Below are 26,041 nucleotides of genomic sequence, written 5' to 3'. Positions count from 1 at the left end.
CACCATGAAGCTCAACGAGATCCGCGACAACGAAGGCGCGACCAAGAACCGGATGCGCGTCGGCCGGGGCATCGGTTCCGGCAAGGGCAAGACCGCTGGCCGCGGCGTGAAGGGTCAGAAGGCCCGCACCGGCGTGTCCATCAAGGGCTTCGAGGGCGGCCAGATGCCGCTGCATCGTCGCCTGCCGAAGCGCGGCTTCAACAACATCCACGCCCACGACCTGAACGAGGTGAATCTCGGCCGGGTGCAGCAGGCGGTGGATGCCGGCAAGCTCGACGCCAACGCCCCCGTGACGGTCGATGCCCTGGTCAAGGCCGGCGTCATCTCCCGTGCCCGCGACGGCGTGAAGCTGCTGGGCGTCGGCGAGCTGACCGCCAAGCTCACCTTCGAGGTGACCCGCGCCTCCAAGTCGGCCGTCGAGGCCGTCGAGAAGGCCGGTGGTTCGGTCACGACCGCGTTCGCCGCCGGCGTTGCCCATCGGGGCGCGTCCGAGAGCGCAGTTGCGTCGGCCTGACGCCGCCATTAAGTCGAACGCCGAAGCGGCGGCCCGTGCTCGCACGCGGCCGCCGCTTCCGCTTTCAGGGACCGCTTGAGACGCGTCCCGACGGCATTTTCCGGGATCAATGACATGGCCTCAGCCGCCGAGCAGCTTGCCGCCAACCTGAATTTCGGCGCCATCGCCAAGGCCGACGAGCTCAAGAAGCGCATCTGGTTCACCCTGGGCGCGCTCATCGTGTTCCGGCTGGGCACCTATATTCCGATTCCCGGCATCGATCCGGAACAGTTCGCCCGGAACTTCCAGAACCAGGCCGGCGGCGTGCTCGGCATGTTCAACATGTTCTCGGGCGGGGCGGTGGAGCGCATGGCGGTCTTCGCGCTCAACATCATGCCCTACATCTCGGCCTCGATCATCGTTCAGCTCCTCACCTCGGTGGTGCCGAGCCTGGAGGCGCTGAAGAAGGAGGGCGAGTCCGGCCGCAAGGTCATCAACCAGTATACCCGCTACCTCACGGTGGTGCTGGCCCTGGTCCAGTCCTGGGGCATCGCCTTCGGCCTTCAAGGATCGAACGCCGTCATCGCGCCGGGTCCGTTCTTCATCCTCTCGACCGTGATCACCCTGACCGGCGGAACCCTGTTCCTGATGTGGATCGGTGAGCAGATCACGTCGCGCGGCATCGGCAACGGCTCCTCGCTCATCATCTTCGCGGGCATCGTCGCCCACCTGCCGGCCTCGATCTTCGGCGCCCTCGAACTGACCCGCACAGGTGCGCTGTCGCCCGCCATCCTGCTCGGTGCCGGTCTCGCGGCGGTCGCGCTGATCTACTTCATCGTGTTCATGGAGCGTGCCCAGCGCCGGCTCCTGATCAACTACCCGAAGCGTCAGGTCGGCAACCGCATGTATGAGGGGCAGACCTCGTTCCTGCCGCTCAAGCTCAATACCTCGGGCGTGATCCCGCCGATCTTCGCCTCGTCGCTGCTGCTGCTGCCGACCACGGTGGCGAGCTTCTCGGCCAACCAGGGCTCGACCGGTGTCCTCGGCACCCTGACGGCCTATCTCGGCCACGGCCGGCCGCTCTACATGGTGGCCTATGCCGCGCTGATCATCTTCTTCACGTTCTTTTACACGGCGGTCGTCTTCAATCCGCAGGAGACCGCCGACAACCTGAAGAAGCACGGCGGCTTCATCCCGGGCATCCGCCCGGGTGAGCGCACCGCCGCCTTCATCGACAAGGTGCTGACCCGCATCACCGTGATCGGCGCGGCCTACCTCACCTTCGTCTGCCTCGTGCCGGAGATCGTGGCCTCCTATACCTCGGCGGCCCTCGGTTTCGGCGGCACCTCGCTGCTGATCGTGGTCTCGGTCACCATGGACACGGTGGCGCAGATCCACGGTCATCTGATGGCGCATCAGTACGAGGGGCTGGTGAAGAAGGCCAAGCTGCGCGGCGCTTCCACCACCCGGCGCCGCTGAGCCTTCGCGGGCTCCGACAAAGGTTCGGTGGACGCGTGCGCCGGAATTGCGCATCACAGCTGAATGACGATGGCGCGGCCTGTAGAAGGCGGGCGCGCCGACCATGAAGAACGAGCCCGGCGCCGGGCCTTGAGGACGGGGAGACGCCATGCGGATCATTCTGCTCGGACCGCCGGGAGCGGGGAAGGGCACGCAGTCCGAGCGAATCGTGGAGCGCTACCGCGTACCGCAGCTCTCCACCGGCGACATGCTGCGCGCCGCCGTCGCCGCCGAGACGCCGGTGGGCCTCGAAGCGAAGTCGATCATGGAGAGCGGCGGCCTGGTGCCGGACGCGGTGGTGGTCGGGATCGTCGCCGACCGCATCGAGGAGGCCGATGCCAAGAATGGCTTCATCCTCGACGGTTTCCCCCGCACGGTGGAGCAAGCCAAGGCCCTCGACGCGATGCTGGCGGAGAAGGGCATCGCCCTCGACGCCGTCGTCGAATTCGTCGTGGACGAGAATGCCCTCGTCGGCCGCATCGCCAAGCGGGCCGAGGAGACGGCGGCCCGGGGCCAGCCGGTGCGCAAGGACGACACGCCGGAGGTCTTCAAGACCCGCCTCGATGCTTACAAGAAGCAGACGGCGCCGCTGTCGGACTACTATGCCGGCACCGGTCTGTTGCGGAAGGTCGATGGCATGAAGCCGATCGATGAGGTCACGGGCGATTTGACGGGGCTTCTCGACGGTTTCCGCGAGAAGGCGGCCTCCTGAGAGGCATCGCCCGGTCGTATGATCGAAGCCTGCTCCCGTCCGACGTGGCGGGGGCAGGCTTTTTTCATGGCGCGCGCCCTCAGGCACGGAGGGCTTTTTCGCGCTGTCGCCGTTCACGGGGTGTTGACACTCTCTATGGCGTGCGCTAGGCGGACCCCCTTCGTCCAAACGGGATGTGGTCCGGGCGCCTCGGAGAGGCTGCTCGCGGATCAATTTGTCGTTTCGGGCGGGCGCGCAGGGGCCGGCCTCCACCGGACGCGCGCTTTTCCTTGAATGGCGGCAGGCCTCGGCGGCCTGTCACATGGAGAGATCATCTTGGCCCGTATCGCAGGCGTCAACATCCCGACCGGTAAGCGCGTCGTCATCGCGCTTCAGTACATCCACGGCATCGGCCCGAAGAAGGCCGAGGAGATCACCGAGAAGGTCGGTATCCCCGCCGAGCGCCGCGTGAATCAGCTCACCGACGCCGAGGTGCTCCAGATCCGCGAGACCATCGACCGCGATTACGTCGTGGAAGGCGATCTGCGCCGCGAAGTCTCGATGAACATCAAGCGCCTGATGGATCTCGGCTGCTACCGCGGCCTGCGTCACCGCAAGCAGCTCCCGGTTCGCGGCCAGCGCACCCACACCAACGCCCGCACCCGCAAGGGTAAGGCGAAGCCGATCGCCGGCAAGAAGAAGTAATTTCGATTGGGAGGCCGTGCTCCGCTCGGCCTCCTTCGCGTCGCGCCGGGTGTCCCGCTCCGGGACCCGGTGGGGCGGACCGGTCATCCAAGGCCGCGCCGCCAAATCACAAAAGAATCCCGAGCGCCTGGAAGTACGGGCGTGACTGAAGGACCAGCGAGAACAGAATGGCCAAGGAACCGACCCGCGTCCGCCGCCGCGAACGCAAGAACATCGTCTCCGGCGTGGCGCATGTGAACGCCTCGTTCAACAACACGATGATCACCATCACCGACGCGCAGGGCAACACGATCTCGTGGTCGTCCGCCGGCGCCATGGGCTTCAAGGGCTCGCGCAAGTCGACCCCGTACGCGGCCCAGGTCGCCGCCGAGGATGCCGGCCGCAAGGCTGCCGAGCACGGCATGCGCACCCTCGAGGTCGAGGTGTCCGGTCCGGGTTCGGGCCGTGAGTCGGCGCTCCGCGCGTTGCAGGCCGCCGGCTTCACCGTGACCTCGATCCGCGACGTCACCTCGATCCCGCATAACGGCTGCCGCCCGCGCAAGCGCCGTCGCGTCTGATCGGACGAACTCGGAGCACCCTCGAACGGAGAAGCCCATGGCGGACGGATCGAAGCCCCTTCCCGGCGCGCTGCGTTGGAATATCGGCGACCTCACGGTCACCGCTCTCAACGACGGCTGGTTTCAGGGCTCCCTCGATCTCGTCACGGGCATCTCCCAGGAGGAGGCCGGCGCGCTCCAGCGCGCGGGCTTCCGCTCCGAGGCTCCGGTCGTCACGCTCAACGCTTTTCTCGTGACCGGCGCCGGCCGCAAGCCGGTGCTGATCGATTCGGGCTACGGCCATTTCGGTCCGACGACCATGGGGCGGGTGCCGGCGGCCCTCGCGCTGGCCGGTGTGATGCCGGAGGAGATCGAGACCGTTCTGCTCACCCATCTCCATCCCGACCATGCCGGCGGCTTGGTGCGGGAGGATGGCAGCGCGGCTTACCCGAATGCGGAACTCGTGGTGCATGCCGACGAGGCCGCGCATTGGCTTCCCGACGATGTCCTCTCCCGGGCACCTGAGGCGGCGAAGCCGTATTTCGAGAATGCCCGCAAGGCGGTCGCGCCCTACGGCGCCCGGCTGCGCAGGCATGAGGGCGGTGAGTTGGTGCCCGGCATCACCGCCGTTCCGCTGCCCGGCCACACGCCGGGACATTGCGGCATGCGGATCGTATCGGGGGACAAGTCCCTGCTGATGTGGACCGACGTGGTGCATATGCCGGCGATCCAGTTCAAGCAGCCGGAGGCTGGCGTCACCTTCGACGTCGACGGCGATCAGGCGCGGGCGACCCGCAAGCGCGTGCTCGACGAGGTGGCGACGGAGGGAACCTTCATCGCCGGCTCGCATCTGGAGTTTCCGGCGCTCGGCACCGTCGCCCGCGACGGAGCCGGGTACAGCTTCGTTCCCGCGCTCTGGGTGGCGGGCGAGCGGCAGTGAGTTTTGGGACCGGTCCGGGCGCTCGACGAGGGCTTGGGGGCCGGCCGAAGCGTTTTCCGGGACGCCGGGAACGCGGGTTTGGCAAGAGGTAGGACCGTGGTCATTCAGAAGAACTGGCAAGAGCTCATCAAGCCGAACAAGCTGCAGGTGACGGCCGGCGACGATCCGAAGCGGGTCGCGACCGTGGTGGCCGAGCCGCTGGAGCGCGGCTTCGGCACGACTCTCGGCAACTCGCTGCGCCGCGTGCTGCTCTCCTCGCTTCAGGGCGCGGCCGTGACGTCCGTCCAGATCGACGGCGTGCTGCACGAGTTCTCCTCGATCCCCGGCGTGCGCGAGGACGTGACGGACATCGTCCTCAACATCAAGACCATCGCCATCCGCTCGCAGACCGACCAGCCCAAGCGCCTCACCCTGCGCAAGACCGGCCCCGGCCTCGTCACCGCCGGCGACATCGGCGCCGTCGGCGACATCCAGATCCTGAATCCCGACCTCGTGATCTGCACCCTAGATGACGGGGCCGAGATCCGCATGGAGTTCACGGTCGCCACCGGCAAGGGCTATGTCCCGGCCGAGCGCAACCGTCCCGAGGACGCGCCGATCGGCCTGATCCCGGTCGATGCGCTCTACTCGCCGGTCACCAAGGTGAGCTACCGGGTCGAGACCACCCGCGAGGGCCAGGATCTCGACAAGGACAAGCTGACCATGACGGTCGAGACCAACGGCGCCGTGTCGCCGGAGGATGCGCTGGCCTATGCCGCCCGCATCATCCAGGACCAGCTCCAGGTCTTCGTGAACTTCGAGGAGCCCCGCAAGGAAGAGGCCGCGCCGCTCGCGCCGCAGCTGCCCTTCAACCCGGCCCTGCTCAAGAAGGTGGACGAACTGGAGCTGTCGGTCCGTTCGGCGAACTGCCTGAAGAACGACAACATCGTCTATATCGGCGACCTGATCCAGAAGTCCGAGGGCGAGATGCTGCGCACCCCGAACTTCGGCCGCAAGTCGCTCAACGAGATCAAGGAAGTGCTCGCCGGCATGGGCCTGCACCTCGGCATGGACGTTCCCGGCTGGCCGCCGGAGAACATCGAAGATCTCGCCAAGCGCTTCGAAGAGCACTACTGAGGGGCGAAGCTGCCCCTGGCCTGATCGGGCGGCACTGAAGGGTGCCGCTCGCTTGACCGATCCAGTCGGTTCGGATGAGCCGGCTCGACCTCCCGCCCCAGCGAAGCCGGGGCGGGCGCTTCCAAAGGAATCCCGCCGCTGGGTTACGCGGAATTGTCGAAAACAGCCCTTCGGGGCACTCGGCCGTACCGTGGCACGGCGGCCGTGACTGAGAAGGACCAGCCACCATGCGTCACGCCTATCGCGGTCGCCGCTTCAACCGCACCGCCGAGCATCGCAAGGCGATGTTCGCCAACATGTCCGCCGCGCTGATCAAGCACGAGCAGATCGTCACCACCCTGCCGAAGGCTAAGGACCTGCGTCCGGTCGTCGAGAAGCTGATCTCGCTCGGCCGCACCGACAGCGTCCATGCCCGCCGTCTCGCTATGGCGCAGATCCGCGATGCCGACATGGTCAAGAAGCTGTTCACGGTTCTCGGCCCGCGCTACCAGTCGCGTCCGGGTGGCTATTGCCGCATCATGAAGGCCGGCTTCCGCTACGGCGACAACGCCCCGCTCGCCGTCATCGAGTTCGTGGACCGCGACGTCGATGCCCGCGGCAAGGATTCCGGCCCGACCTCCGTCGAGGCCGACGCCGCCTGAGGAAACCGCTCGCCGCGACGAGCGGCGGCGATTGTCCGGGCCTGATCGATCCATGCGAAAGGCGGCCTCACGGCCGCCTTTTTGCTTGAACGGGACTTGGCGTGCGAGCATGCACTGAGAAAGGACTGGGAAAACCGGCCCTGGGACAATTGTGCATGTACCTTGCCGTCCTCGTTCCGTTATCGTGAAATGCGCGGCGCAGGATGAGAATTGACGGTTGCAGGCGCTGATTGTCCGGGCGCTGCCGGCCGGAGGCATTGTCGAGCGGCAGGATGTGAACCGTGAATGTTCCCAACGAAGCCTCGGAAGTGCTGAGGGATCCGCTCCTGCTCGACAACCAGCTCTGCTACGCGCTCTACGCGGCCGCGCACAGGATGACGAAGTCCTATCGGCCGATGCTGGAGCAGATGGGGCTGACTTACCCGCAATATCTCGTGCTGCTGGTGCTGTGGGAGAGTGACGGGATCACCGTCTCCGAGATCGGCCGCCGCCTGCGCCTCGATTCGGGAACGCTGACGCCGGTGCTGAAACGCCTGGAGACGAGCGGCCTCCTGAACCGCAGCCGCCGCCAGTCCGACGAGCGCGAGGTCGAGATCTCCCTGACCGATCAGGGGCGTGCCCTACGGGCTCAGGCGGTGGCGGTGCGTCAATCGGTGATGTGTCAGCTCAATATGTCCGAGCCGGAGATTCAGGCGATGCGAGCCGACCTGAACGCTCTGATCGAAAATCTCTGCGCGGCGGGCTGACGCGGCAGAATGCCGGATTTCTTTTGCCGATTAAATTTCGGTTGAGACCTGAGGTTCGCTTCCGCTATCGAGCGGCGTCGCCCATCACCGGGGAGCGACGATAGCTTCGGTCGCAGCGGCGTGCTCTCCCGTCATCAAGCCTTCAAGTTGTTCTGTCGTTGTTTCCGCTCGGGCGACACAGGCCCGGCGGCAAAAGTCGAGCGCGAACTGCGCCGGCCGCGGGGCGTTTCAGAAGCATGACGGCCGGCCCGATCGAGATCAGCCGCGAAGCGCGGCCCCAGGTCGGCGTTCTGCCGATGCGCCGGACGCCCGAAGGGGGGACGGAGATTCTGCTCGTGACCTCCCGCGAGACCCGACGTTGGGTCATCCCCAAGGGCTGGCCGATGAAGGGGCGCAAGCCCTACGAGGCGGCCGCCCGCGAGGCCTACGAGGAGGCCGGCATCGTCGGCCATGTCGGGAAGCGTCCGCTGGGCTTCTACCTTTACGAGAAACGTCTGAAGAACCGTGACGCGGTGCTGTGTCAGGTGAAGGTGTTTCCCCTGGAGGTGCGCAAGCAGTTGAAGAAGTTCCCCGAGCGCGGTCAACGGGAGGCACGCTGGTTCTCTCCCTCCGAGGCCGCCGACATGGTCATCGAGGCGGGGCTCGCGGGTCTGATCCGTGCGGCGGGCAACAGCGATCCGAAGAAGGGCTGAACTCCGCTACGGCGGAGTTCGATCGGCCTCACGCTCCGAAACTGCTCGGGCGGCGTTCCGCACCGCATCGAGGGTGAGGCTTCGGTCGCCGAGTGCGAGACGGTTGGTGCCGGTGGCAAGCATCCGGTCGAGCGCCTCCTGCAGGCTGGCCTCATCGGAGATCGTCGGAGCCATCCCCTCCACGGCATCGGCCTGCGCAAAATCGCCGGCCCGCAGGCGCGCGAGGCGCCGCAGGCTTCGCCCTTCCCCTAAGAAATCCGCGGTGAAGGCGTCGGCGGGCGCGACGAGCAATCGGTCGGGCGAGGCGGATTGGACGAGGCGGCCGTCCCGCATCAGCGCGACCTGATCGCCCATATGCAGGGCCTCGCCGATATCGTGGGTGACGAGGATCACCGTCTTCCGCAGCCGCTTGAGGATGGCGCCGATCTCGGCCTGAAGCCGCGTCCGGGCGACGGGATCGACCGCGCCGAACGGTTCGTCCATCAGCAGGATGGCCGGATCGGCGGCGAGCGCCCGGGCCACCCCGACCCGCTGGCGCTGGCCCCCCGACAGGGCATCGGGCCGCCGATCACGAAACCGACCGGGATCGAGCCCGACGAGGGCGAGCATCGCGTCCACCCGCGCAGCGATTCGGGCACGGGGCCAGCCGAGCAGGGTCGGCACGGTCGCCACGTTCTGCGCCACGCTGCGATGGGGAAACAGGCCGACGCCCTGGAGCACGTAGCCGATCCCACGCCGCAGGGTGACAGGATCACCGTCGGCGATGTCGCGGCCGTCGATGCGGATGCGCCCCTCATCCGGCTCGGCGAGGCGGTTGATCATGCGCAGAGTCGTCGATTTGCCGCAGCCTGAAGGGCCGATCAGCGCGCAGGTCGTTCCTTCCGCCACCGTGAGGTCGAGGGCTTCCACCGCCGGGCGCTCCGCACCGGGAAAGCGCTTCGTGACGCCTTCGAACCGGATCACGCAGGGCTACCGTCAGCAGCCCTTGCAGATCGAGCCCATGGTCTTGTTCATCTTGGCGTCCCAAGCCTTGTCGCGGTCGCGGGCGGCGCGCTGGGCCCTGATCATCTGCTCCTGAGATGCCGGCGTGATTTGCCCCTGTGAAATGCCCGGAGCCGGCGGTTTGGTCTGGCCCGTCGCGGTGACGCTGCGACCGGTGGGCGTGAGCCGCTGGTCCGCCCCCTCCTGGGACAGGGCGGGTGTCGCCAGCATTAAGCCGGACAGCAGGAGGGCGGAAACGGCGATCGGGCACTGCATGACGTCTCACTCACTTCCTGACGCACGCCGCCGGAGCCTGCCGGACAGGCAGGCCGTGATGATCCGACGCTTCGGGCCGTGGATACCGGCACCCAACCGCGTTGCGCGCAGCCGATTAGGTGGCACCGGAGCAGGCCGACCGCAAGGCAGGGAAAACGTCTCTGCCGGGCGGCGGTCAGCGCGCCTCCGGCTGGGCGTCCGCCAGGGCGTTGGCCCGCACATAGCTGGTGCGCGGGCGGCTGGTCGGATCCTCGAAGGAGCCCGCCCACAGGCCGAGGCGTTTGCCCCAGGCCACGGTCTCGGCGCCGACATAAGCGGCCTTCCCGCCGCGCTCTGCCATCGCCAAGCCCTTCTCCGCCAGCCAAGCGCTCACATCTTCCTTGTCGCGGAGACAGACGGAGATGGCGCGGCCATAGGCATCCGTCTCGCGGATCTGGCAGGTGACGGGCGTCTCCTTCAGATGGGCGGCCAGCGCCTTGGCCGAGTGGGCGCCGCAGGCATAGCTCTGGCCCTGCGCGTTCAGGCAGCTCTGCTTGAGCCCCGGGGCCGCCACCCCGTAGAGGCCGATCACCCGTCCGCCCACGAGCAGCGTATCGCCGCTCAGAACCCGCGCCCGTCCGGTCACGCTCTCGCCGGCCCGCGAGGCGTCCGCCCGAAACTCTCCTCCCTGAGACTCTCCTACCCGAGACTCGCTCGCCAAGGATGAGCAGAGACCGGCCGCACTGGCGGCGAGGACGACGACACCGATGAATCCCGTTCGTCTCATCGAAAGCACCATGCTACTCCGGCGCAGCCCAAGGGCGCGCCGACAGTGACTCCCACACGTTTCCGCCGATCCGGTCGGCCCTGGATCCGTCGGGCCGGGAGGGCGGAGCGCACGTCTTGCGGCCGAGCCTAATGCAGATGTTGTGCCCTTTTCGTGGCCGGCTATCGGTTGCTCGCCGACGGCGCCCGTTCTTCTGCCGCTCCGGCTGGCGGTCCGGGAGGAAAAAGCTGCCGGATGCATCGGGTGCCGTGCTTTCGCCGTTGACGGGGGAGATCGGACAGGAAGACGGCAGCGTAGCGGCGGAAGCTTGACGATGACTTTAGCAGATCTCGTGCGCGCGGCGGCCACGGAGGCGCGGCGCCTGACCGCGGCTTTTCCCCATGCCGGCCGGAAGGACGATTTTCCCTGGGCGGTCATCAAGGCCTTCGATGCCGATGTGCGAGGGCGTATCGAGCGGGACCGGCGGGTCGAGGACGAGCGTGACCGGGTGCTGATCGCGTCGGTGGCGTTGGCGGAGACACCGGACGATGCCGAGGCCGAAGAGATCGAACGGGCGCGCCGCCACCTCGTGCGGGCGGTCGATTACTTGGAGGAAGCGGTTCTGCGCTTCGGCATCGTCAATCGTGAGGCGGCCAGGCGCGGCTACGGGAATCCGGGCGATCCGGTCTCGGCGATATCGGGACGCTGAGCGGCCTGCCACCCGTGCTCGATGAGGTTGCTGTGTGCTCGCTGTGATTAAGTATTGAGTAAGGACGCTCAGCTGAGTTAGCACAAGTCCCGGCAAGGGGCTGGCCTTGGTATATCGATGCTGTCGTCTATCGAAGCTGGCTTGAGGCGCCCGTGGTACCGGCTCAAATTGCCGACCGAACTCGAAGCGGAGTACCGCGCCGAGACGGCCCGGCAGGACGGGTTCTACGTACAGTCCTGGCTTGGCCTCTTCACGTTCTTCAATGTCCTTTCTCTCGCGATAGACCGCGACGTGTTCGGCCCCGAGGGCTTCATCGTGCCGCTGGCGATGACGCTGGGTTTGTTCTGCCCGGTTGCGTTGCTGGCCATCCTCTCCCTGCGCGGGCGTCCCTCGACGGTGCGGATCTCCGCCGCAGCCCTCGCCACCGTCCTCGTGGACATTGTCGTCGTTCTCAACAGCGCCCGACTGGCCCCGCCGCCCCATGCCGATGTCTATGTCGTCCTTGCCAGCATCGTCCCGTTGGTGGTGGGTCTGATCGCGCCGATGCCGTTCCGGCACGGCCTGTGGTTCTGCGGCGCATCGCTCGCCCTCTATGGCAGCCTCGTCGTTGCCTTCGGCCTCTGCAGCCTCGACCGGAATGGCTTGCCCCTGCTCGTCGCCGGGCTGATCCTGCTGCCGTTGAAGCTCATCTACTCCCGGGAATGGGATGGGCGGAACAGCTTCCTCGTCGGTCTGCGGGTGAAGCTTCAGGCCGAAGCGCTCGCCCGTGCCAATGCCCGCCTCACGGTGCTATCGGAGACCGACTCGCTCACGGCGCTGCCAAATCGCCGCCACTTCTCCGAGCGGCTGGAGGAGGCTTGGCGTCTGGCTGCGGAGCAGGATGCGTGGCTCGGCGTGATCCTCGTGGATCTCGACCATTTCAAGCAGCTGAACGACACCGCCGGCCATGCGGAGGGGGATCGTTGCCTCATCGTGGTCGCGGAGGCGCTCCAGGCCTGCGTCGAGGCCCGCGCCGGGCTGGCCGGGCGCTACGGCGGTGAGGAATTCGCGGTCTTCCTACCGGGAGCGGACCCGCCTGCGGTGCGCGTCGCGGGGGAGGCGCTCCGGCTGGCGGTTTCGGATCTCGCCATCTGTCATCCCGGTCGCCCGTCGGGGGCGAGGATGACGGCAAGCGTCGGGGTCACCGCCGCCCGCGGACGGGCGCGGGAATGCGGCATCCAAGTGCCGGATCTTCTCAAGGCTGCGGATTTCGCGCTCTACGCCGCCAAGAGCGACGGCCGGGATCGCGTCGAGATCTTCATGCCCGCTGCCAATGCGAACCGGTTGGAGGAAGGCGCGGGCCGCGCGCAGGTGAGCACGCCGCCGGCCTGAGACGGCACTGGAGCGAAGCCCGAATCCGCCATCCCGAAGGGATCGAACGGATCTGGGATGAGACCTACTCCGTCCCGAACAAATTGCGCGCTGCCGCGTCTTCCCGTTCGGGGCGGCTGGATGGTCGCGGGCAGGAAGGGGCGACCGACGGATGCTGCTCGACGAGGAACGCTGGGCCGGCTCAGGGAAGGCCGGTCCGCCGGCCGGTCTGCACCGTCTGCGAACGCTGAGCGCGGGCATCGCCGCCCCCGGACCAGGATTCTGGGCCCTTGTGGCCATCCTCGCCGGGCTCGATGCGATCTGGCTCGCCGCCGCCGGTATCGGCCTCGCCTGGCCCGGCCTGCTCGTCGTGCTCGGGACCGTGACCGTTCTGCTCGCGCTCTCCGTCCTGTTCAGCGCCGTCAAGCCGGAGCCGAAACTGCGGGCCATGGCCCTGTCGAGCGCCTATCTCGCCGCCTTCACCACGGCGGCGGCCATTCTCCATTACCTCGCCGCTACCCTGGCGCGGCCGCTCACCGATCCGTTTCTCGCCCGGCTCGAAGCGGCCCTGGGCTTCGACTGGCCGGCCTGGCTCGCCCTCCTCGCCGAGCATCCGGGCCTGTCCCGCTGGCTGGCGCTCGCCTACCATTCGAGCGGACCACAGGTCGGCCTCGTCGTCATCGCCCTCAGCGCGATGTCACGGGTCTCGCGCCTATGGAGCTTCGCCCGCCTGTTCTCGGTGGCCCTGCTCGCCGCGGTGCTGATCTCGGCCGTGTTTCCCGCGATCGGTCCCTATGCCTTCTACGAGCCGCGCATGTATCCCGACGGGCCTTGGGAGACGGTCGGCGCCCTCTGGCATCTCGATGCGTTGCACGCCCTGCGCCGCGGCACGATGCCGACCCTCGCCCTCTCCGAGATTCGCGGCCTCGTGACCTTTCCCTCGTTTCACGCCTGTCTCGCCGTCCTCACCGCCTGGGCGCTCGCGCCGGTGCCGGTGATCGGCCTGCTCGCCATCCTCCTCAATGCCGCGATCATCGTCGCGACCCTCGGGGCGGGCGGGCATTACCTGCCGGACGTGCTGGTGGGGACGGCGATGGGCCTCGTCCTCGTCACCTGCCGCGCGATCCGGTGTCCTTAGGGGATGCCTTTGCGGGCGAGCCAATCGCCATTCGGGGCGCGGCTCAGGGAGGTCATGGGAACGGCCGCTTCGTAGCGCCCTTTGTCGCGGTGGGCGCCGAAAAACACCTGCGTGTCAGTATCTTGCTGGCGGTACTTGCGATTTCGACGGATTGGTGCGGACGGCGGGACTCGAACCCGCACAGCCTTGCGGCCGCAAGATTTTAAGTCTCGTGCGTCTACCGGTTTCGCCACGTCCGCATCCCCGCAGCGGTAGCGGGCCGGCGAGGGCAGATCAAGCCGGCGGGCGCCAGCCATAGATCCAGGCGTAGCGCGCGCTCATGCCATCGGGCCCGAGATGGGCCATCACCGTGTCCCGGGCGAGCCCGACCAGCCGGCCCGCATGGTAGAAGCGGCCGTTGCGGCAGGCGGCGCGCTGGACCGCGCGCACCCGGGTCTGCCGCGCCTTGGCGTAGGCCGCCAAGGCCGTCGGGATGTCGGCCGCTCCGGCGAGGCTGGCCGCCAGCACCGCCGCGTCCTCGATGGCGAGCGCCGCCCCCTGCGCCAGGAACGGCAGCACCGGATGGGCCGCGTCGCCCAGCAGCGCGATCCGCCCGCGCGCCATCGGCCGCGCCGCCGGGCGGTCTACCAGGGACCACACCACCCAGGTATCGGGCAGGCCGAGCAGATCCATCAGCGGTGCCGCCGCATCGGGGAAATGGTCGCGCAGGACCGCCGGATCGCCGAGCCGGCCCCAATCCTCGTCGCCATCGCGCTCGGGGGCGATCGCCACCACGTTGAGACGTTTGCCGCCATTGATCGGGTAATGGACGACGTGCCGTTTCGGCCCAAGCCACAGGCCGGTCTCGCTGCCCTGAAGCAGCTCCGGCGCGGCCTCCCGCGGGATCACCGCCCGCCACGCCGCCTGGCGGTGAAGGCGCAAAGGCCGCCCGTCGAAGCGCCGCCGCAGATTTGAGCGGACTCCGTCGGCGCCGATGACGAGGTCGGCTTTCAGCGTCTCGCTGCGGTCGCCGTCGACGCTACGTATCGTCAGGCTGATGCCGGCATCGGTCTCGTGCAGGTCGCTCACCTCGCGCCCGACGCAGAGGCGGATGCCTGGGCGCCCGCGCACGGCATCGAGCAGCAGAGTCTGAAGGTCGGCCCGGTGCATCACGTAATAGGGCGCCCCGTGCCGCTCGCGCAGACTGGCCCCGAGGCGGATGCCGCCGATGACGCGGCCGGTGGCCAGCGCCCGCACGGTGACGCCCGGCGGCTCGTCGCCGGCCCGCCGCAGGGCCGCGCCGAGGCCGAGGCCGATCAGGACGGCGCTGGCATTCGGCGAGAGCTGAAGCCCCGCGCCGACCTCGGAGAAGCCGGTCCGCCGCTCGACCAGCGTGACCGAGTGGCCAGCGCCGGAGAGGGTCAGGGCGGCGGTGAGGCCGCCGATCCCTGCGCCGACGATGACGATGGAGAGCGCCGCCATGGCCGTCATGAGGAGGATGTTGGGGAGCGGAAGGCGATCAGGCCGCTTTCGTCGCGGGCGCCGCGTCGGTCCAGAGGCAATCGGCCGGTTCCGCGGTGCCGGATTTCAGCTTCGGATCGTAGCGGAACAGGGTCGAGCAATATTGGCAGATGATCTCCGTGTCGCCGCCCATGTCGAGGAAGACATGCGGATGATCGAAGGGCGGCAGCGCCCCGATGCACATGAACTCCTTCGAACCCACCGCGATCACGCGCAGGCCGGCCTGATTGTGGAAGTGGGGAACCGCCTTGTCAGCCATCGCACGTCCCTGGAGCGCTCGTTCGCCGAGGCCCGTCGGCGCGAGGGGGCGCGGCCGGACCCGGCTGTCGAAACGGAGGCTTCGGTCTAGCGCGTTCGCGGCCACAATCCTAGACGGCAGCTGTTCTCCCGCGCGGCATGCGCTCCCGAGAGCGCTGCCCTGACGAAGACAAGGCGCGCGCTCGGGTTGGCGTCAGCCCTGGCGCGGCGTAAGACGGGGTGTTCGCCTCGCATTCTCCTCCCAAGCGCCCGATCCTCCCATGAGCCGTGAAGAGCAAGCCGTCGCCGAAGGCGGGCGCCGCGCCCCCGAGCCGCCGATCCATGGGCCGGAGGGTTTCGAGGGGATGCGTCGGGCCGGCCGCCTCACGGCGGAAGCCCTGGACCTCCTGGTCGAGGCCGCCCAGCCGGGGGTGACCACCGAGTATCTCGACAACCTCGCCTTCGAGTTCGGCATGGATCACGGGGCCTATCCGGCCTCTCTGTTCTACCGAGGCTACCGCAAGTCGATCTGCACCTCGATCAACCACGTCGTCTGCCACGGCATCCCCAACGACAAGCCCCTGCGCGAGGGCGACATCGTCAACCTCGATTGCTGCCTGATTCTCGACGGCTGGCACGGGGATTCGAGCCGCATGGCCTATATCGGCGAGGTGCCGCGCAAGGCTCAGCGCCTGTGCGAGATCACCTACGAGGCGCTGATGCGCGGCATCGCGGCGGTGAAGCCCGGCGGCTCCACCACCGATATCGGCCGCGCGATCCAGACCTACGCCGAAGCCGAGCGCTGCTCGGTGGTGCGGGATTTCTGCGGCCACGGCCTGGGCCGCGTCTACCACGACGCGCCGACCATCCTGCATTACGTCGAGGCGAGCTACGACGTTCCGCTCAAGCCGGGGCAGTTCTTCACCATCGAGCCGATGATCAATCTCGGCCGGCCGGCGGTGAAGGTGCTCTCCGACGGCTGGACCGCCGTGACCCGCGACCGCTCCCTCTCGGCGCAGTTCGAGCACACGGTGGCGGTGACGGAGGAGGGCTGCGAGATCTTCACCCTCTCGCCCAAGGGGCTCGACCAGCCGAAGCCGCACGGCCCGCAAGCCGACTGACGGCGGAGCCGCGGGAGATGACCCGCCGGACGGCCGAACTGCCGGGCCTCGCCGACGCGCCGGTCCCGGCCGCTGCGGAGGAGGTGCCGCATTACCATGGCCACCGCGAACGCCTCCGCGCCCGCTTCGCCGAACAGGGCGCGGAGGGGCTGGCCGATTACGAGTTGCTCGAACTCGCCCTGTTCCGGGCGATTCCCCGGCGGGACGTGAAGCCCCTCGCCAAGGCGCTGATCAACCGGTTCGGCTCGTTCGCCGAGGTCGTCAGCGCCGAGCCCGCCCGGCTCGCGGAGGTGGAGGGCGTCAGTGCGGGCGTCGTCAACGATCTGAAGTTGATCGAGGCCGCCGGCCGGCGCCTCGCCCGCGGGGCCATCGCCGCGCGCCCGCTGCTCTCCTCGTGGAGCGCCCTGATCGAGTACCTGCGCACCACCATGGCCTTCGCCGCCCGCGAGGAATTCCGGGTGCTGTTCCTCGACCGGCGCAACCATCTCATCGCCGACGAGGTGCAGGGCCGCGGCACCGTCGATCACACGCCGGTCTATACCCGCGAGGTGGCGCGGCGGGCGCTCGAACTCTCCTCCACCGCCATCATTCTCGCCCACAACCACCCCACTTATCCCTCAGTGATCACGCTGGATCACGCATAAGCATATTGAAACACGTAGCTTTTCTGCCTTGCGTACAGGGTGCGGTTTTGGCATATTGGGGGCGGTTAGAGGGGTAGCAACTGGCGTTCCGTCCCCGGTTACCGATCCCGGTTTCTCCTCCACCGATCCCAGTTGCGGCGATGGAGGTGCTGCTATGCCAAGCCTGACAGATGGCACAATTCGACAGGCGCTCAAGCGAGTTGAGCTGAGCGGAAAGCAGGAAAACCTGGCCGACGGAGAGGGCCGCGGCACGGGTCGCCTGGTTCTCGTCCTGAAGCCCATGCCCAAGCGCGTTACGGCCGACTGGATGGCTCAGCAGTGGCGCGACGGAAAACGCACGAAGAAGAAGCTCGGCTCCTACCCTTCGACATCGCTGGCCCACGCGCGCGAGGTCTTTAAGCGCGATTTCGCGGACGTCATCCAAAAGGGCCGAAGCATCAAGATCGCGAACGATACCCGCCCAGGGACCGTCGCAGACCTCTTCGCAGGCTATGTCGACTCCCTGAAGGCTACCGGCAAGCCCTCGTGGAAGGAGACCGAAAAGGGACTGAACAAGATCGCTGACACGCTAGGTCGGAACCGCCCCGCCCGCGAGATCGAAGCCGACGAGATCGTTGAACTTATCCGCCCCATTTACGAGCGCGGCGCGCGGTCCATGGCCGATCATGTCCGCTCCTATGTCCACGCAGCCTATAGCTGGGGCATGAAGTCGGAGCACGACTACCGCCATACCTCGCCGCGCCGGTTTCGACTTCCCTATAACCCGGCGACCGGCATCCCCACCGAGCCGAAGGTCCAAGGCACCCGCTGGCTGACCGAGGACGAGTTCTATCAGCTCTATCGCTGGCTCGAATGCCCGGACACACCGGTTCACCCGTCTTATCCGCGCGCCGTCCAGCTCATCATGCTGACCGGCCAGCGCGTCGAGGAGATCGCGCGCTTCCACATTGACCAATGGGACGCAGCGGAGAAGATCATCGACTGGTCGAAGACGAAGAACCTTCAGCCCCACGCGGTCCCCGTGCCATCGCTTGCTGCCGAGTTGATCGGGTCGATCAAGCCGAACGAATACGGCTGGTTCTTCCCGTCAGCGAAGGACCCATCCAAACCAGTCAGCCACGGCACGCTCTACAGCTTCGTCTGGCGCCAGCGCGATCGCGGGGTCATCCCCTACGCGACGAACCGCGACCTGCGCCGCACCTTCAAGACCCTCGCCGGCAAAGCAGGCGTGTCGAAGGAAATCCGTGACCGCATCCAGAACCACGCTCTTCAGGACGTGAGCTCGAAGAATTATGACCGGTGGAACTACATGCCCGAGAAGCGCGCAGGCATGAAAAGGTGGGACGCCTTCGTCCGCGCGCTGATCGCCAAGCGCCGACTGAAGGAGGCCGCCTGAAGCAGCGCGTCCATTAGGCCCTAATAAGTCATTTCGTGAGCCACTGACCGTAAGCTTCGACATCGATCATTGGCACGGTGCCGCTAAACTGAAGCTGCGATATCAACTTAAACAAGAACGCCGTCGCCGGCTTGTTCTCCTTGACGAACGTATAGCTCGATGCGACTTGATCGAAGAAGAAATGGCCATGCGATGCGACACAACCGATATCGAGGCGTCCGTCGCCAGCGTCGGCGACTAGGGCCTTCTCAAATGACGGTCCCAGTGCCGGACTCCACTCGCTTTCGAAGGTCAGGAGACCGCCCAAGATCGGAATCAGCGGCTTGGCAGGGTAGACGCCCTTCGCATATGGGATGGGAAGGCTCGTGCGATGCAGGCGACGAACGCTCGCGACCTTTTCCTGCGCGTAGGCGACCAGATTGGCGTCCGCCGTCTGCTTCGCCTCGAAAACGGCATAGACGCTCTCAGCGGGAATAATGGTCTCGTTTTCGTAGGTGAAGATGAATGGCGAATATTGACGGTCGAAGATCACCACATCGATCTGCTGACTGAAGTTTCCGAGACTGTCCACCACATGTGCCTTCGCCGCTTGGTAGCGCTTAGGCAAATACGTCTCCAGCATGCTGATCCAGACATTCTCGCTGGCATCACCCTTCGTGCCTGGATGGTTGAATGACTTCCGAACGGTTGCGAGACGCTGCTGAATATCTTCATGCAGCGAGGAAAGAAGCTGAGACAGGGACCATTCGGACATCGGTAAACCTCACTGTGATTCTAGCGCCTGCCGTTAGGACAGCGGAAACTTCGGGCCGAACAGTTCGCGCCAGGCTCGCAGCGCCTCACCGTTCCTGCCGCGGCGGACATGATCGATTGCGAGCGTGGCTTCGCGCTCGGCTGCTCGCAGAAGTTCGCGCGCACGGGTCTTGCGGGAGGTGTCCATTCCATTGCTGATCGCCGGACCGAGCCCCGCTGGATCGGGCCATTCATCGAAGATCCGATCCGCGAGCGTCGCAAAGAACCCCTGCATCTCGCGGTCGAAGCTGCCACCCCAGCCGCCATACAGGCACTGAAGCGCCATGACCTCGATCAGGAACGAGGGCTTCACCGGCTTCTCGCCGTGTTTCGGATTGTTGTTCCAGTATTTCACCATCCGCACCAAGCCCTTCCATTCGTTGGAATAGGCCTGATGCGCCGCAGTCGCCTTCTCGGCATGGGTCTGCGGATTGGTCTTGATCCACTTGCCGAGTTCATTGTCGGGGATTTCAAAATCGCCGTCCTTGTCGAAAGCCGGGACGACATCAACGCTGATGACGCGGTAGTCGGTATTGTCATCGGCATCGGCTTTCACGCCGAAGTCCACGTTGATCGAGCGATTCTGCTTCTTGGCCTTGTCGCCATATTTCTCGACCAACGCATTATGAAAGTCGGTCAGAACGACCGATGGCGCTTTTGAGAGGTAGTGATCCTCCGAGGACTTCAGAACGAAGAAGATATCGACATCCTTCAAGGGCTTCGTTTTGGTCCAGCGCGCGTATGAGCCGGTCAGAAAGCTCCGATCGATTTTGAATTTGGTGTCGAGATAATCCCGCACTTCCTTCTGGCGCGCCGACGCGTTCGCCTGTTCCCTGTCGTTCAGCTCGAGACGGCTTTTGAATTTGCGGAATGCTTCATCGACCGTGAGCATCAGGCTCTCCTCAGATATGATGTGCTGGCGCCAAGGCCGCTGTGCTCAACCGTGGTGCCGAGGCTTTGCCGCACCATCCCGTCCGTCGAGCGCCCGGTCGTCTTGCTCCACCCGATCACATCGGGCCGGCCAGGTTTCGTGTGCAATAAGAACCGGTAGCGAGCCTCGCTCGGAGCCAAGCCGGCCTTCCTGATTGCGTATTTGAGCTGTTCGGTGTCGGTCCAGAAATTACCGTCGCCGCCCGACCAGCCGTAGGAGATATCGATGTCCCATCGGAAAATCAGCGCATCGGTTTTCGGATCGTAGATTTCCAGCTTTACGGTTTCGAGATCGCCAGTGTTCAGCCAGGTCTGAACGCCGCGCATGTGCGTTTCCCAGTCGCCGACGAACTCCGATGGATCGAGACCGCTGAGGCGAATGATGTCCTTCAGGCTCTTCAGGATGTTATCCGCGACATAGGTGACGGAATGCGTATAGGTGTTGACGGCGACGTTAGTCATGAGCCGAGAAATCCCTTCGGATCGAAGACTAGCGCCTGAGATTTCGTTGTTGCCGCTTCGTCTGCGTTGGACACCGCTTCGTTAAGATCGCGTGCCGTAATACGGATGCTGTGTTTCTTCAGGGCGCCCTGGACCCAGGCAAGATCATCCGCCAAGCAGGGAAGAGAAACCCGCCAGTCCCCATTCAAAGGGTCAAAGCCCAGAGCATCTTCATTGGCGCCCGAGCCCTCGACAGCATCATCGTCATAGAGACAATAGATGCGGGTCCGAGGACCATCGCAGGTCACTGTGATTGCTGCATCCTTCGGCGCCTGATCTGCGATCACGCTGGCAGCGACGCCGGCTACGGCAAGAAGCTCAGTCCGCGCATCGCCGGTCTTTCCCTGGGTCAACAGATCGACAATCACCGTCCAGGTCCGCGAGGCGTCACGCTCAGGCGTGCTTTTGAAGGTGCGGCTGGCAACGGTGCTCATGACGCCTTGCCCCCCGGCATACGGCCCATCTTGGCGGCCCGAGCTGCGGCAAGGAGATCTTCGATCGTCACGCGTTCCGGATTCATGGCCGTCTGCGGGCTGCTGGCCAAAGCGTTGGCAACCATCTTGCGGACGGCTCGCCCGTCGAGCCCGACACATTCGGCTGCACAACGGTCAAATCCTGCAGCGGTTGGCAACCTGGCGATGGCCGGATAGATCTTGCCAAGACCGGTCAGGCAGTCCCTCAAGATGCGTGCGCATGCCTCGCGATCCGGCAAGGGCACATGCATGACGAGATCGCAGCGCGAAGTGAACGCGGCGTCGACGGCCTGGGGAAAGTTGCTGGTGGCGAGGAACAAAAGGTTCGGGTGCTGCTCGGCGAGTGCGTCGAGCTGAACGAGTACGGCGTCGGTAGCGCGATGGATGTCGATCGGATTGGCTTCCAAGCTCATTTTCGACCGGTCCGCGGCAAGTGTCTCGACCTCGTCGAGAAGCACGATCGTCGGCCCTGCAGCGGCCGCTTCTGCAATCGACTGTGAAAAGAGTTCCGACACCGCACGTTGAGTCTTGCCCATCGCTGAGCTTGTTAAGGCGTGGGGCCCGACTTCGAGCAGACGGAATCCGCTTCCCGGGAATGTCTCGGCGGTCCGATGCGCAAGCCCGCGTGCCAGCGAGGTCTTGCCCGTACCCGGCGGTCCGACGAGCAGGATCACACCGTGCAATGGAATGACGCTGCGATCGACCTTGCCGCGCATCGTAAAGTTCAGCATCGCCTGAGAGAGGAGCTGTGCCTTCAAACGCTCCTCTAGGATGATCGAGTCCCAGAGGACGCCTAGCTTGGGATCGGGTAGCCGGCGCGCACGCTGGATGCCCTTTGGTCGATTGAAATCCTCGTTCTGCACCGCCGTCAGCTTCTGCATCTTCGTTTGCCTCGTGCCGCCGATGGCGGTGGTTGAATGTTGCGCATAAAAAAGCCGCGCCCGGACAGGCGCGGCGGTGGGCGGTCAGCCCTTCGGCGGATTGGGATCGTGCCCGTGGCTGTCGCTCTGGCCGATACGGCCATCCTTGTTGTGGATGCGCAGCTCCGTTTCCTGATTGCGGCTCACCTGCCGACCGTAGTCGATCGCGTCCTGCTTCCTATCGAAATGTCCCGAAGCGCGCTCACCGCCACCACGCTTAACATCCCACCCACCATCATGGTTTGGCACCACATGATGGGTGTCAGGTCCACGCTTATCCGCCATATCTTGATCCTCTCTCAGGGTCATAAAATAAAAAGTACCTCTACTCCGAACTTAATATGGGAAGCGAAATGCGCGTTGTCAAGGACCACATATATCGCTACTCTGAACAAGAATGATTTGGAGTATGGAGAGCATGACGTGTCGACGCCGCTAGGCGACAAGATCCGGGATCTGCGAAAGGCGAAGGGCTACACCCTCGACAAACTCGCTGAACTCGCTGAATCGAGCAAAAGTTACATTTGGGAGCTGGAGAACAAGAATCCGCCGCGCCCCTCGGCCGATAAGGTTGCAAAGATCGCGGCGGTTCTCGGTGTCACGGCTGACTACCTTATCGACACGACCGAGAAGGTCGGCGTCGAAGACGCCACAGACAACGCCTTCTTTCGCAAATACAGAAAAATGGACGCGGCCACCAAAGACAAGATCCGGCGGATGGCCGATCTTTTGGGGGACGACGAATGACACGCCCCCTGTCACCCGAGCGTTGGGCCTTCGAGATCACCCATCTCCTGAATGCCGTGTTCGGGGCGGATCGTTTTCCGATCGATATTCCGGCGGTGGCGCGCGAATACACTGCGCAGCAGTTTCCGGATGACCCGATTATCAGCGTTCAGGGTGACAGTCTGCCGGGCTTCGATGGCGCTCTATTCAAAGCCCCGGCTGGCCGCAAGGGCTGGGGAATCATCTACAACAACCGGATCAGTTCGAAGGGCCGGATCAACTTCACGCTGGCCCACGAGTTCGGCCACTTTCTGCTGCACCGGGCGGCGTACCCGAATGGCTTCCGCTGCGGTGAACAGGATGTGGTTCGCTGGGATTCCGAATACGGACAGGTAGAGCACCAAGCCAACGTGTTCGCTGCCAACTTCCTGATGCCGCTCGATGACTTCCGTCGCCAGATCCCCGAAAGGGACAAGGTCGATCTCGACATGATCGCCCATTGCGCGGATCGGTATCGTGTTTCCCTTATTGCTGCGACATTGCGCTGGCTCAGTTATACGCAGAAGCGAGCGGTCCTAGGCCGCGTGGACGAACCGGCACAGGGGGGATTCCCCCGAGGCGGATGACGTGATTCGAGGCTGACCTCTGGAGAGGAGGTCGGCCTTGGTTCGGGATCGTTTGACGGATGCGGAGTGGGCGATCTTCGCCCCGTTCCTGACGGAGCAGTCGGCCCGCGGCGGCCGCCCACCGAAGGACCACCGGCGCACGCTGGACGGCATCTTCTGGATCACCCGAACCGGCGCGCCGTGGCGTGACCTGCCCGAGGAACTCGGGAAGTGGAACTCGGTCCACCGCCAGTTCCGGCGCTGGACCACCTCCGGCATCTGGGACGTGCTGTTGCAGGCGCTCGCCGACAGCGGCGGCGAGGCCGACATGCTCCAGATGATCGACAGCACCATCATCCGGGCGCACCACTGCGCTGCCGGAGGAAGGGGGGGACCCAAAGTCAGGCTCTCGGCCGCTCGCGCGGCGGCTTCTCGACCAAGCTCCACCTGCGTGCCAATGCCGATGGCCTGCCCATCAGCGTCGTGCTGACGCCCGGCGAGGCCCACGACCTAATCGCCTATGACGACCTCATGGCCGAGCGCGACAGCGATCCCGGCGTGCTGCTCGGTGACAGGGGCTACGACAGTGACCGCCTGCGGCAGGATGCGCGCGACCGGGGGGCCCAGCCGGAGATCCCGACCAAGCGGAGCCGCAAGGTGCAGCACAGCGTCAACCGACGCCTCTACGCCCTGCGTTCCCGCATCGAGTGCTTCATCAACCGTCTCAAGAACTGCCGCCGCGTGGCCACCCGCTACGACCACACCGCTTCCAGCTTTCTCGGCTTCGCCCTGCTCGGCTGCATCCGCTTATGGATCAGGTTCGTCCACGCGGCCTAATGGGGTGAAAAAGCATACACTCCTGAGCAAAGAGAGGGGCGCGACGCGCCCCTCTTACGCCCTATCCAGCGGTTTCAGAACAACTTGGACAGCTTTGCCTTGATTTCATCGAGCCAGCCTTTTCCGCCGCCTCCCCCAGCCGTCTTTTGCTTGACTTTCCTGAGTTCAGCATACAGGGGCTCAAAGTCCTTCTTCTTTCCATAGCCCAGCAGTTCTGCCATTTCCAACTGCTGCCGCGCTTCGTTCAAGAATGTCTCCAGGCGCTCATTGGACGCTTCGCTCCGCTGACCATCTTCTACCAAGGTCTCGGCGCGCTTCAGGAGCAGCCTGGCGCGCAGGGCGGGCAGCGGATGCACGCTGCGCGTCTCGACCAGCGTGCTGAGCGCTGCCTGCAGCGCGGCTTTGGCTTCTTCAATCTTGCCCTGATCGATCAGCGGCACGACTGACTTCACGGCTGCGGGATAGGACGCCAGAGGGATGTTGGTGACCGCGATCACGATTTCACTGGCCAGCAAAGCCAGCACGTGACGTGCCTGTTGCACCTCGCCATGTTTGAGGGCATCCAGCGCCTCGTCGGTCATCGCCTCAATGGTTTCCGTGTTGGCGAACAAGTCGTGCACGATGGTGCGCACATCAACGGGGGCCAGGGCAAGCGTGGGTTCGCGCGCAACAATCAGCTCCAGCTTTCCAGTCACTTCGGCCAGCATTGCCAATGCGCGTGCAGCGTCCTTGCCGTCAAGTGCGGCCAGCGCTGATTTGGTCAGCGCCAAGGCCGAGACGGCCTCATCGAGGACTTGTTTACGTTTGTCTGCCGCCTGCGAGCCCGTTTCCTTCTGAACCTCAGGCTGTACCTCCGTGACGACTTCAGGCTTGGCCTCTGGACTGACAGGAAGGCTGCTTACCGCGGCCTGTTCGTTTATTTCTTTGTTCGTCGCATTGGGATTCGATGTTTGCTCATTCATGGTGATATGCCTCGTATGAGTTAGTGAAAATAGGCGAATCTATTGGGGCTGACTGCGAACATCGCGAGACTGACCGACCGAACAGTCGGCCCCTTCATCACCTCAAAACAGCTTTTGGAGGCGCGTCTTCAACTCGTCGAACCATCCCTTGCCGCTTTTGCCACCAGCCGACTTTTGCTCAATGGACTTCACCTGATCGAAGATGGGTTTGAAATCCGCCTTCTTGCCATAACCCAGGATCTGCGCCATCTCGATCTCCGTGCGCACGGACGACAGCAAGGTGCTGAGCTCCTCGTTCTGCTTGGCATCGCGCTTGTCGGTCTCGGCCAGCTTTTCAGCTTTTGCCATCGCGGCTTCAGCCCGTAGCACGGGCAGAGGAAAGGCGACCGAGGTCACCACCAGCGTGTTCAGTGCTCGGGCGAGTTCCGCCTTGGCGTCGTCGATCTTGCCGCTGTCGATGAGCCGTGCGGCCGACTTGATCGCTGCCGGGTACGTTGCCATCGGCAGGTTGTCGGTTTCGATCACGATTTCGCTGGCCAGATTGGCGACGATGGGCCGGGCCTTTTGCACCTCGCCATCACCCAACAACTCCCGAGACAACTCGACCGCTTTCTTCACCGTTTCCACGTTGGCGTGGATATCGTAGGTGATGACGCGTACATCGACCGGCGCCAAAGCAAGTTTGGCGTCGCGTGCCAATACCAGTTCCAGCTTTCCGCTGGCCAGTTCCAGCGCAGCGAGCGCCTCCTTGGTCTTCTTTGCATCAAGGAGTGTCAAAGCCTCCTGGGTCTTGGTGAGCGCCGTGATGGCGTCCTGAGTGAGCTCAGCACGCTTTTTTTCGGCTTCCCGGGCGGCCTTGTCATCTACCTGTGGCTGCGCCGCCTTGGATGCGGCAGAGGGTGCTGCAGCACCTGGGCTAGAACCTGCCGCCGATTGGGCCTGAGCCGGTCCGCTAAGTCCGACGACGACCGCCAGGGCAAGTGCGGAGAAGGTTGATTGGGGCTGTTTGATATTCATGATCTTGGGCTCCTAATTAAAGTTAGTTGACTGAGATTTCAATCTGTTTCGGTTTGGCTTGCTCGGCCTTGACAAGCCGCACTTCGAGCTATGCGGGAGATTG

The 26,041-nt window shown here is 65.2% G+C and carries 32 protein-coding genes and 1 tRNA gene; 19 read left to right on the top strand and 14 right to left on the bottom strand.

What is annotated here, in order from left to right; all coding sequences use genetic code 11:
- Positions 1–4 precede the first annotated feature (4 nt).
- The 10 genes from rplO to MZTS_RS06605 all read left to right on the top strand — a co-directional run bounded on the left by rplO (position 5) and on the right by MZTS_RS06605 (position 8,078).
- Positions 5–514 carry a 50S ribosomal protein L15 gene (rplO, locus tag MZTS_RS06650; protein ID WP_192282716.1) on the top strand — a complete coding sequence of 170 codons (510 nt, stop codon included), beginning with the start codon at positions 5–7 and terminating at the stop codon, positions 512–514.
- 114 nt (positions 515–628) lie between these two features.
- On the top strand, positions 629–1,972 hold the full coding sequence (gene secY, locus MZTS_RS06645) for a preprotein translocase subunit SecY (protein ID WP_192282715.1): 1,344 nt from the start codon (positions 629–631) through the stop codon (positions 1,970–1,972).
- A gap of 148 nt (positions 1,973–2,120) precedes the next feature.
- Positions 2,121–2,723: an adenylate kinase gene (locus tag MZTS_RS06640; RefSeq protein ID WP_009866708.1), complete on the top strand. Its 603-nt coding sequence runs from the start codon at positions 2,121–2,123 to the stop codon at positions 2,721–2,723.
- 315 nt (positions 2,724–3,038) lie between these two features.
- Positions 3,039–3,407, top strand: a complete 369-nt coding sequence (rpsM, locus tag MZTS_RS06635) for a 30S ribosomal protein S13 (RefSeq protein ID WP_192282714.1) — start codon at positions 3,039–3,041, stop codon at positions 3,405–3,407.
- A gap of 167 nt (positions 3,408–3,574) precedes the next feature.
- Positions 3,575–3,964 carry a 30S ribosomal protein S11 gene (gene rpsK / locus MZTS_RS06630; RefSeq protein ID WP_009866710.1) on the top strand — a complete coding sequence of 130 codons (390 nt, stop codon included), beginning with the start codon at positions 3,575–3,577 and terminating at the stop codon, positions 3,962–3,964.
- A gap of 37 nt (positions 3,965–4,001) precedes the next feature.
- Positions 4,002–4,883, top strand: coding sequence for an MBL fold metallo-hydrolase (locus tag MZTS_RS06625; RefSeq protein ID WP_192282713.1), 882 nt, complete (start codon positions 4,002–4,004; stop codon positions 4,881–4,883).
- A gap of 78 nt (positions 4,884–4,961) precedes the next feature.
- A complete protein-coding gene (locus tag MZTS_RS06620) occupies positions 4,962–5,999 on the top strand; it encodes a DNA-directed RNA polymerase subunit alpha (RefSeq protein WP_192282712.1) in 1,038 nt (345 codons plus the stop codon).
- 227 nt (positions 6,000–6,226) lie between these two features.
- Entirely contained in the window at positions 6,227–6,640 is a 414-nt protein-coding gene (gene rplQ, locus MZTS_RS06615) for a 50S ribosomal protein L17 (RefSeq protein ID WP_192282711.1), read from the top strand.
- A 281-nt stretch (positions 6,641–6,921) separates the two neighbouring features.
- Positions 6,922–7,386: a transcriptional regulator, SarA/Rot family gene (locus MZTS_RS06610; protein WP_192282709.1), complete on the top strand. Its 465-nt coding sequence runs from the start codon at positions 6,922–6,924 to the stop codon at positions 7,384–7,386.
- A 236-nt stretch (positions 7,387–7,622) separates the two neighbouring features.
- Positions 7,623–8,078 carry an NUDIX hydrolase gene (locus tag MZTS_RS06605; protein ID WP_192282707.1) on the top strand — a complete coding sequence of 152 codons (456 nt, stop codon included), beginning with the start codon at positions 7,623–7,625 and terminating at the stop codon, positions 8,076–8,078.
- A 6-nt stretch (positions 8,079–8,084) separates the two neighbouring features.
- On the opposite strand, the gene MZTS_RS06600 is transcribed toward MZTS_RS06605, so the two are convergent.
- The 3 genes from MZTS_RS06600 to MZTS_RS06590 form a co-directional block, all read right to left on the bottom strand.
- Entirely contained in the window at positions 8,085–9,041 is a 957-nt protein-coding gene (locus MZTS_RS06600; RefSeq protein ID WP_192282705.1) for an ATP-binding cassette domain-containing protein, read from the bottom strand.
- Between the two features lie 12 nt (positions 9,042–9,053).
- A complete protein-coding gene (locus MZTS_RS06595) occupies positions 9,054–9,335 on the bottom strand; it encodes a hypothetical protein (RefSeq protein WP_009866519.1) in 282 nt (93 codons plus the stop codon).
- 175 nt (positions 9,336–9,510) lie between these two features.
- The gene (locus MZTS_RS06590) at positions 9,511–9,960 is read right to left on the bottom strand and encodes a thermonuclease family protein (RefSeq protein WP_009866520.1); all 450 of its coding nucleotides are present in this window, start codon (positions 9,958–9,960) and stop codon (positions 9,511–9,513) included.
- Positions 9,961–10,408: 448 nt separating this feature from the next.
- On the opposite strand from MZTS_RS06590, the gene MZTS_RS06585 reads away from it, so the two are divergent.
- The 3 genes from MZTS_RS06585 to MZTS_RS06575 all read left to right on the top strand — a co-directional run bounded on the left by MZTS_RS06585 (position 10,409) and on the right by MZTS_RS06575 (position 13,277).
- Positions 10,409–10,789, top strand: a complete 381-nt coding sequence (locus MZTS_RS06585) for a hypothetical protein (RefSeq protein WP_192282701.1) — start codon at positions 10,409–10,411, stop codon at positions 10,787–10,789.
- Between the two features lie 117 nt (positions 10,790–10,906).
- Positions 10,907–12,160 (top strand): GGDEF domain-containing protein, encoded by a 1,254-nt coding sequence (locus MZTS_RS06580; protein ID WP_192282699.1) that lies wholly within the window; start codon positions 10,907–10,909, stop codon positions 12,158–12,160.
- 151 nt (positions 12,161–12,311) lie between these two features.
- Positions 12,312–13,277 (top strand): phosphatase PAP2 family protein, encoded by a 966-nt coding sequence (locus tag MZTS_RS06575; protein ID WP_192282697.1) that lies wholly within the window; start codon positions 12,312–12,314, stop codon positions 13,275–13,277.
- Between the two features lie 152 nt (positions 13,278–13,429).
- On the opposite strand, the gene MZTS_RS06570 is transcribed toward MZTS_RS06575, so the two are convergent.
- The 3 genes from MZTS_RS06570 to MZTS_RS06560 form a co-directional block, all read right to left on the bottom strand.
- A tRNA-Leu gene (locus MZTS_RS06570) sits at positions 13,430–13,516 on the bottom strand.
- A 34-nt stretch (positions 13,517–13,550) separates the two neighbouring features.
- Positions 13,551–14,738: an FAD-dependent oxidoreductase gene (locus tag MZTS_RS06565; RefSeq protein ID WP_192282737.1), complete on the bottom strand. Its 1,188-nt coding sequence runs from the start codon at positions 14,736–14,738 to the stop codon at positions 13,551–13,553.
- A gap of 37 nt (positions 14,739–14,775) precedes the next feature.
- Entirely contained in the window at positions 14,776–15,036 is a 261-nt protein-coding gene (locus MZTS_RS06560) for a zinc-finger domain-containing protein (RefSeq protein ID WP_009863349.1), read from the bottom strand.
- 259 nt (positions 15,037–15,295) lie between these two features.
- Here MZTS_RS06560 and map point away from each other — a divergent pair, with 259 nt between their 5' ends.
- The 3 genes from map (at position 15,296) to MZTS_RS06545 (ending at position 18,175) form a co-directional block, all read left to right on the top strand.
- Positions 15,296–16,135: a type I methionyl aminopeptidase gene (gene map, locus MZTS_RS06555; protein WP_192282695.1), complete on the top strand. Its 840-nt coding sequence runs from the start codon at positions 15,296–15,298 to the stop codon at positions 16,133–16,135.
- A gap of 17 nt (positions 16,136–16,152) precedes the next feature.
- Complete coding sequence (locus tag MZTS_RS06550) at positions 16,153–16,779, top strand: JAB domain-containing protein (protein WP_009865140.1); 627 nt, start codon at positions 16,153–16,155, stop codon at positions 16,777–16,779.
- A 154-nt stretch (positions 16,780–16,933) separates the two neighbouring features.
- Entirely contained in the window at positions 16,934–18,175 is a 1,242-nt protein-coding gene (locus MZTS_RS06545) for a tyrosine-type recombinase/integrase (protein ID WP_192282693.1), read from the top strand.
- 28 nt (positions 18,176–18,203) lie between these two features.
- On the opposite strand, the gene nucC is transcribed toward MZTS_RS06545, so the two are convergent.
- The 6 genes from nucC to MZTS_RS06515 form a co-directional block, all read right to left on the bottom strand.
- Complete coding sequence (nucC, locus tag MZTS_RS06540; RefSeq protein WP_192282691.1) at positions 18,204–18,929, bottom strand: CBASS effector endonuclease NucC; 726 nt, start codon at positions 18,927–18,929, stop codon at positions 18,204–18,206.
- A 33-nt stretch (positions 18,930–18,962) separates the two neighbouring features.
- Positions 18,963–19,859: a CBASS oligonucleotide cyclase gene (locus tag MZTS_RS06535; protein ID WP_192282688.1), complete on the bottom strand. Its 897-nt coding sequence runs from the start codon at positions 19,857–19,859 to the stop codon at positions 18,963–18,965.
- Positions 19,859–20,359 carry an HORMA domain containing protein gene (locus MZTS_RS06530; protein WP_192282686.1) on the bottom strand — a complete coding sequence of 167 codons (501 nt, stop codon included), beginning with the start codon at positions 20,357–20,359 and terminating at the stop codon, positions 19,859–19,861. The genes MZTS_RS06535 and MZTS_RS06530 overlap by 1 nt, the downstream gene beginning before the upstream one ends.
- Positions 20,356–20,832 (bottom strand): hypothetical protein, encoded by a 477-nt coding sequence (locus MZTS_RS06525; RefSeq protein WP_192282684.1) that lies wholly within the window; start codon positions 20,830–20,832, stop codon positions 20,356–20,358. Before MZTS_RS06525 ends, MZTS_RS06530 begins: the two co-directional genes overlap by 4 nt.
- Positions 20,829–21,752, bottom strand: coding sequence for an AAA family ATPase (locus tag MZTS_RS06520; RefSeq protein ID WP_192282682.1), 924 nt, complete (start codon positions 21,750–21,752; stop codon positions 20,829–20,831). The genes MZTS_RS06525 and MZTS_RS06520 overlap by 4 nt, the downstream gene beginning before the upstream one ends.
- A gap of 84 nt (positions 21,753–21,836) precedes the next feature.
- A complete protein-coding gene (locus tag MZTS_RS06515) occupies positions 21,837–22,076 on the bottom strand; it encodes a DUF2188 domain-containing protein (RefSeq protein ID WP_134490789.1) in 240 nt (79 codons plus the stop codon).
- Here MZTS_RS06515 and MZTS_RS06510 point away from each other — a divergent pair.
- The 3 genes from MZTS_RS06510 (at position 21,978) to MZTS_RS06500 (ending at position 23,959) form a co-directional block, all read left to right on the top strand.
- Positions 21,978–22,538, top strand: a complete 561-nt coding sequence (locus tag MZTS_RS06510) for a helix-turn-helix domain-containing protein (protein ID WP_343068713.1) — start codon at positions 21,978–21,980, stop codon at positions 22,536–22,538. The genes MZTS_RS06515 and MZTS_RS06510 overlap by 99 nt on opposite strands.
- Positions 22,535–23,143 carry an ImmA/IrrE family metallo-endopeptidase gene (locus MZTS_RS06505; protein ID WP_246482028.1) on the top strand — a complete coding sequence of 203 codons (609 nt, stop codon included), beginning with the start codon at positions 22,535–22,537 and terminating at the stop codon, positions 23,141–23,143. The genes MZTS_RS06510 and MZTS_RS06505 overlap by 4 nt, the downstream gene beginning before the upstream one ends.
- Positions 23,144–23,180: 37 nt before the next feature.
- A protein-coding gene (locus MZTS_RS06500) for an IS5 family transposase (protein ID WP_422395642.1) occupies positions 23,181–23,959 on the top strand; the annotation gives its coding sequence in 2 pieces (ribosomal slippage) (positions 23,181–23,505 and positions 23,505–23,959; 780 coding nt in all).
- 74 nt (positions 23,960–24,033) lie between these two features.
- Here the strand turns inward: MZTS_RS06500 and yfdX2 are convergent.
- The gene (gene yfdX2 / locus MZTS_RS06495; RefSeq protein WP_003606681.1) at positions 24,034–24,921 is read right to left on the bottom strand and encodes a heat resistance protein YfdX2; all 888 of its coding nucleotides are present in this window, start codon (positions 24,919–24,921) and stop codon (positions 24,034–24,036) included.
- Between the two features lie 102 nt (positions 24,922–25,023).
- A complete protein-coding gene (yfdX1, locus tag MZTS_RS06490) occupies positions 25,024–25,938 on the bottom strand; it encodes a heat resistance protein YfdX1 (RefSeq protein WP_192282680.1) in 915 nt (304 codons plus the stop codon).
- Between the last annotated feature and the right edge of the window lie 103 nt (positions 25,939–26,041).

The organism is Methylorubrum zatmanii (assembly GCF_014845115.1).
GTDB lineage: Bacteria > Pseudomonadota > Alphaproteobacteria > Rhizobiales > Beijerinckiaceae > Methylobacterium > Methylobacterium zatmanii.
This window is presented reverse-complemented; position numbering and strand designations above follow the sequence as displayed.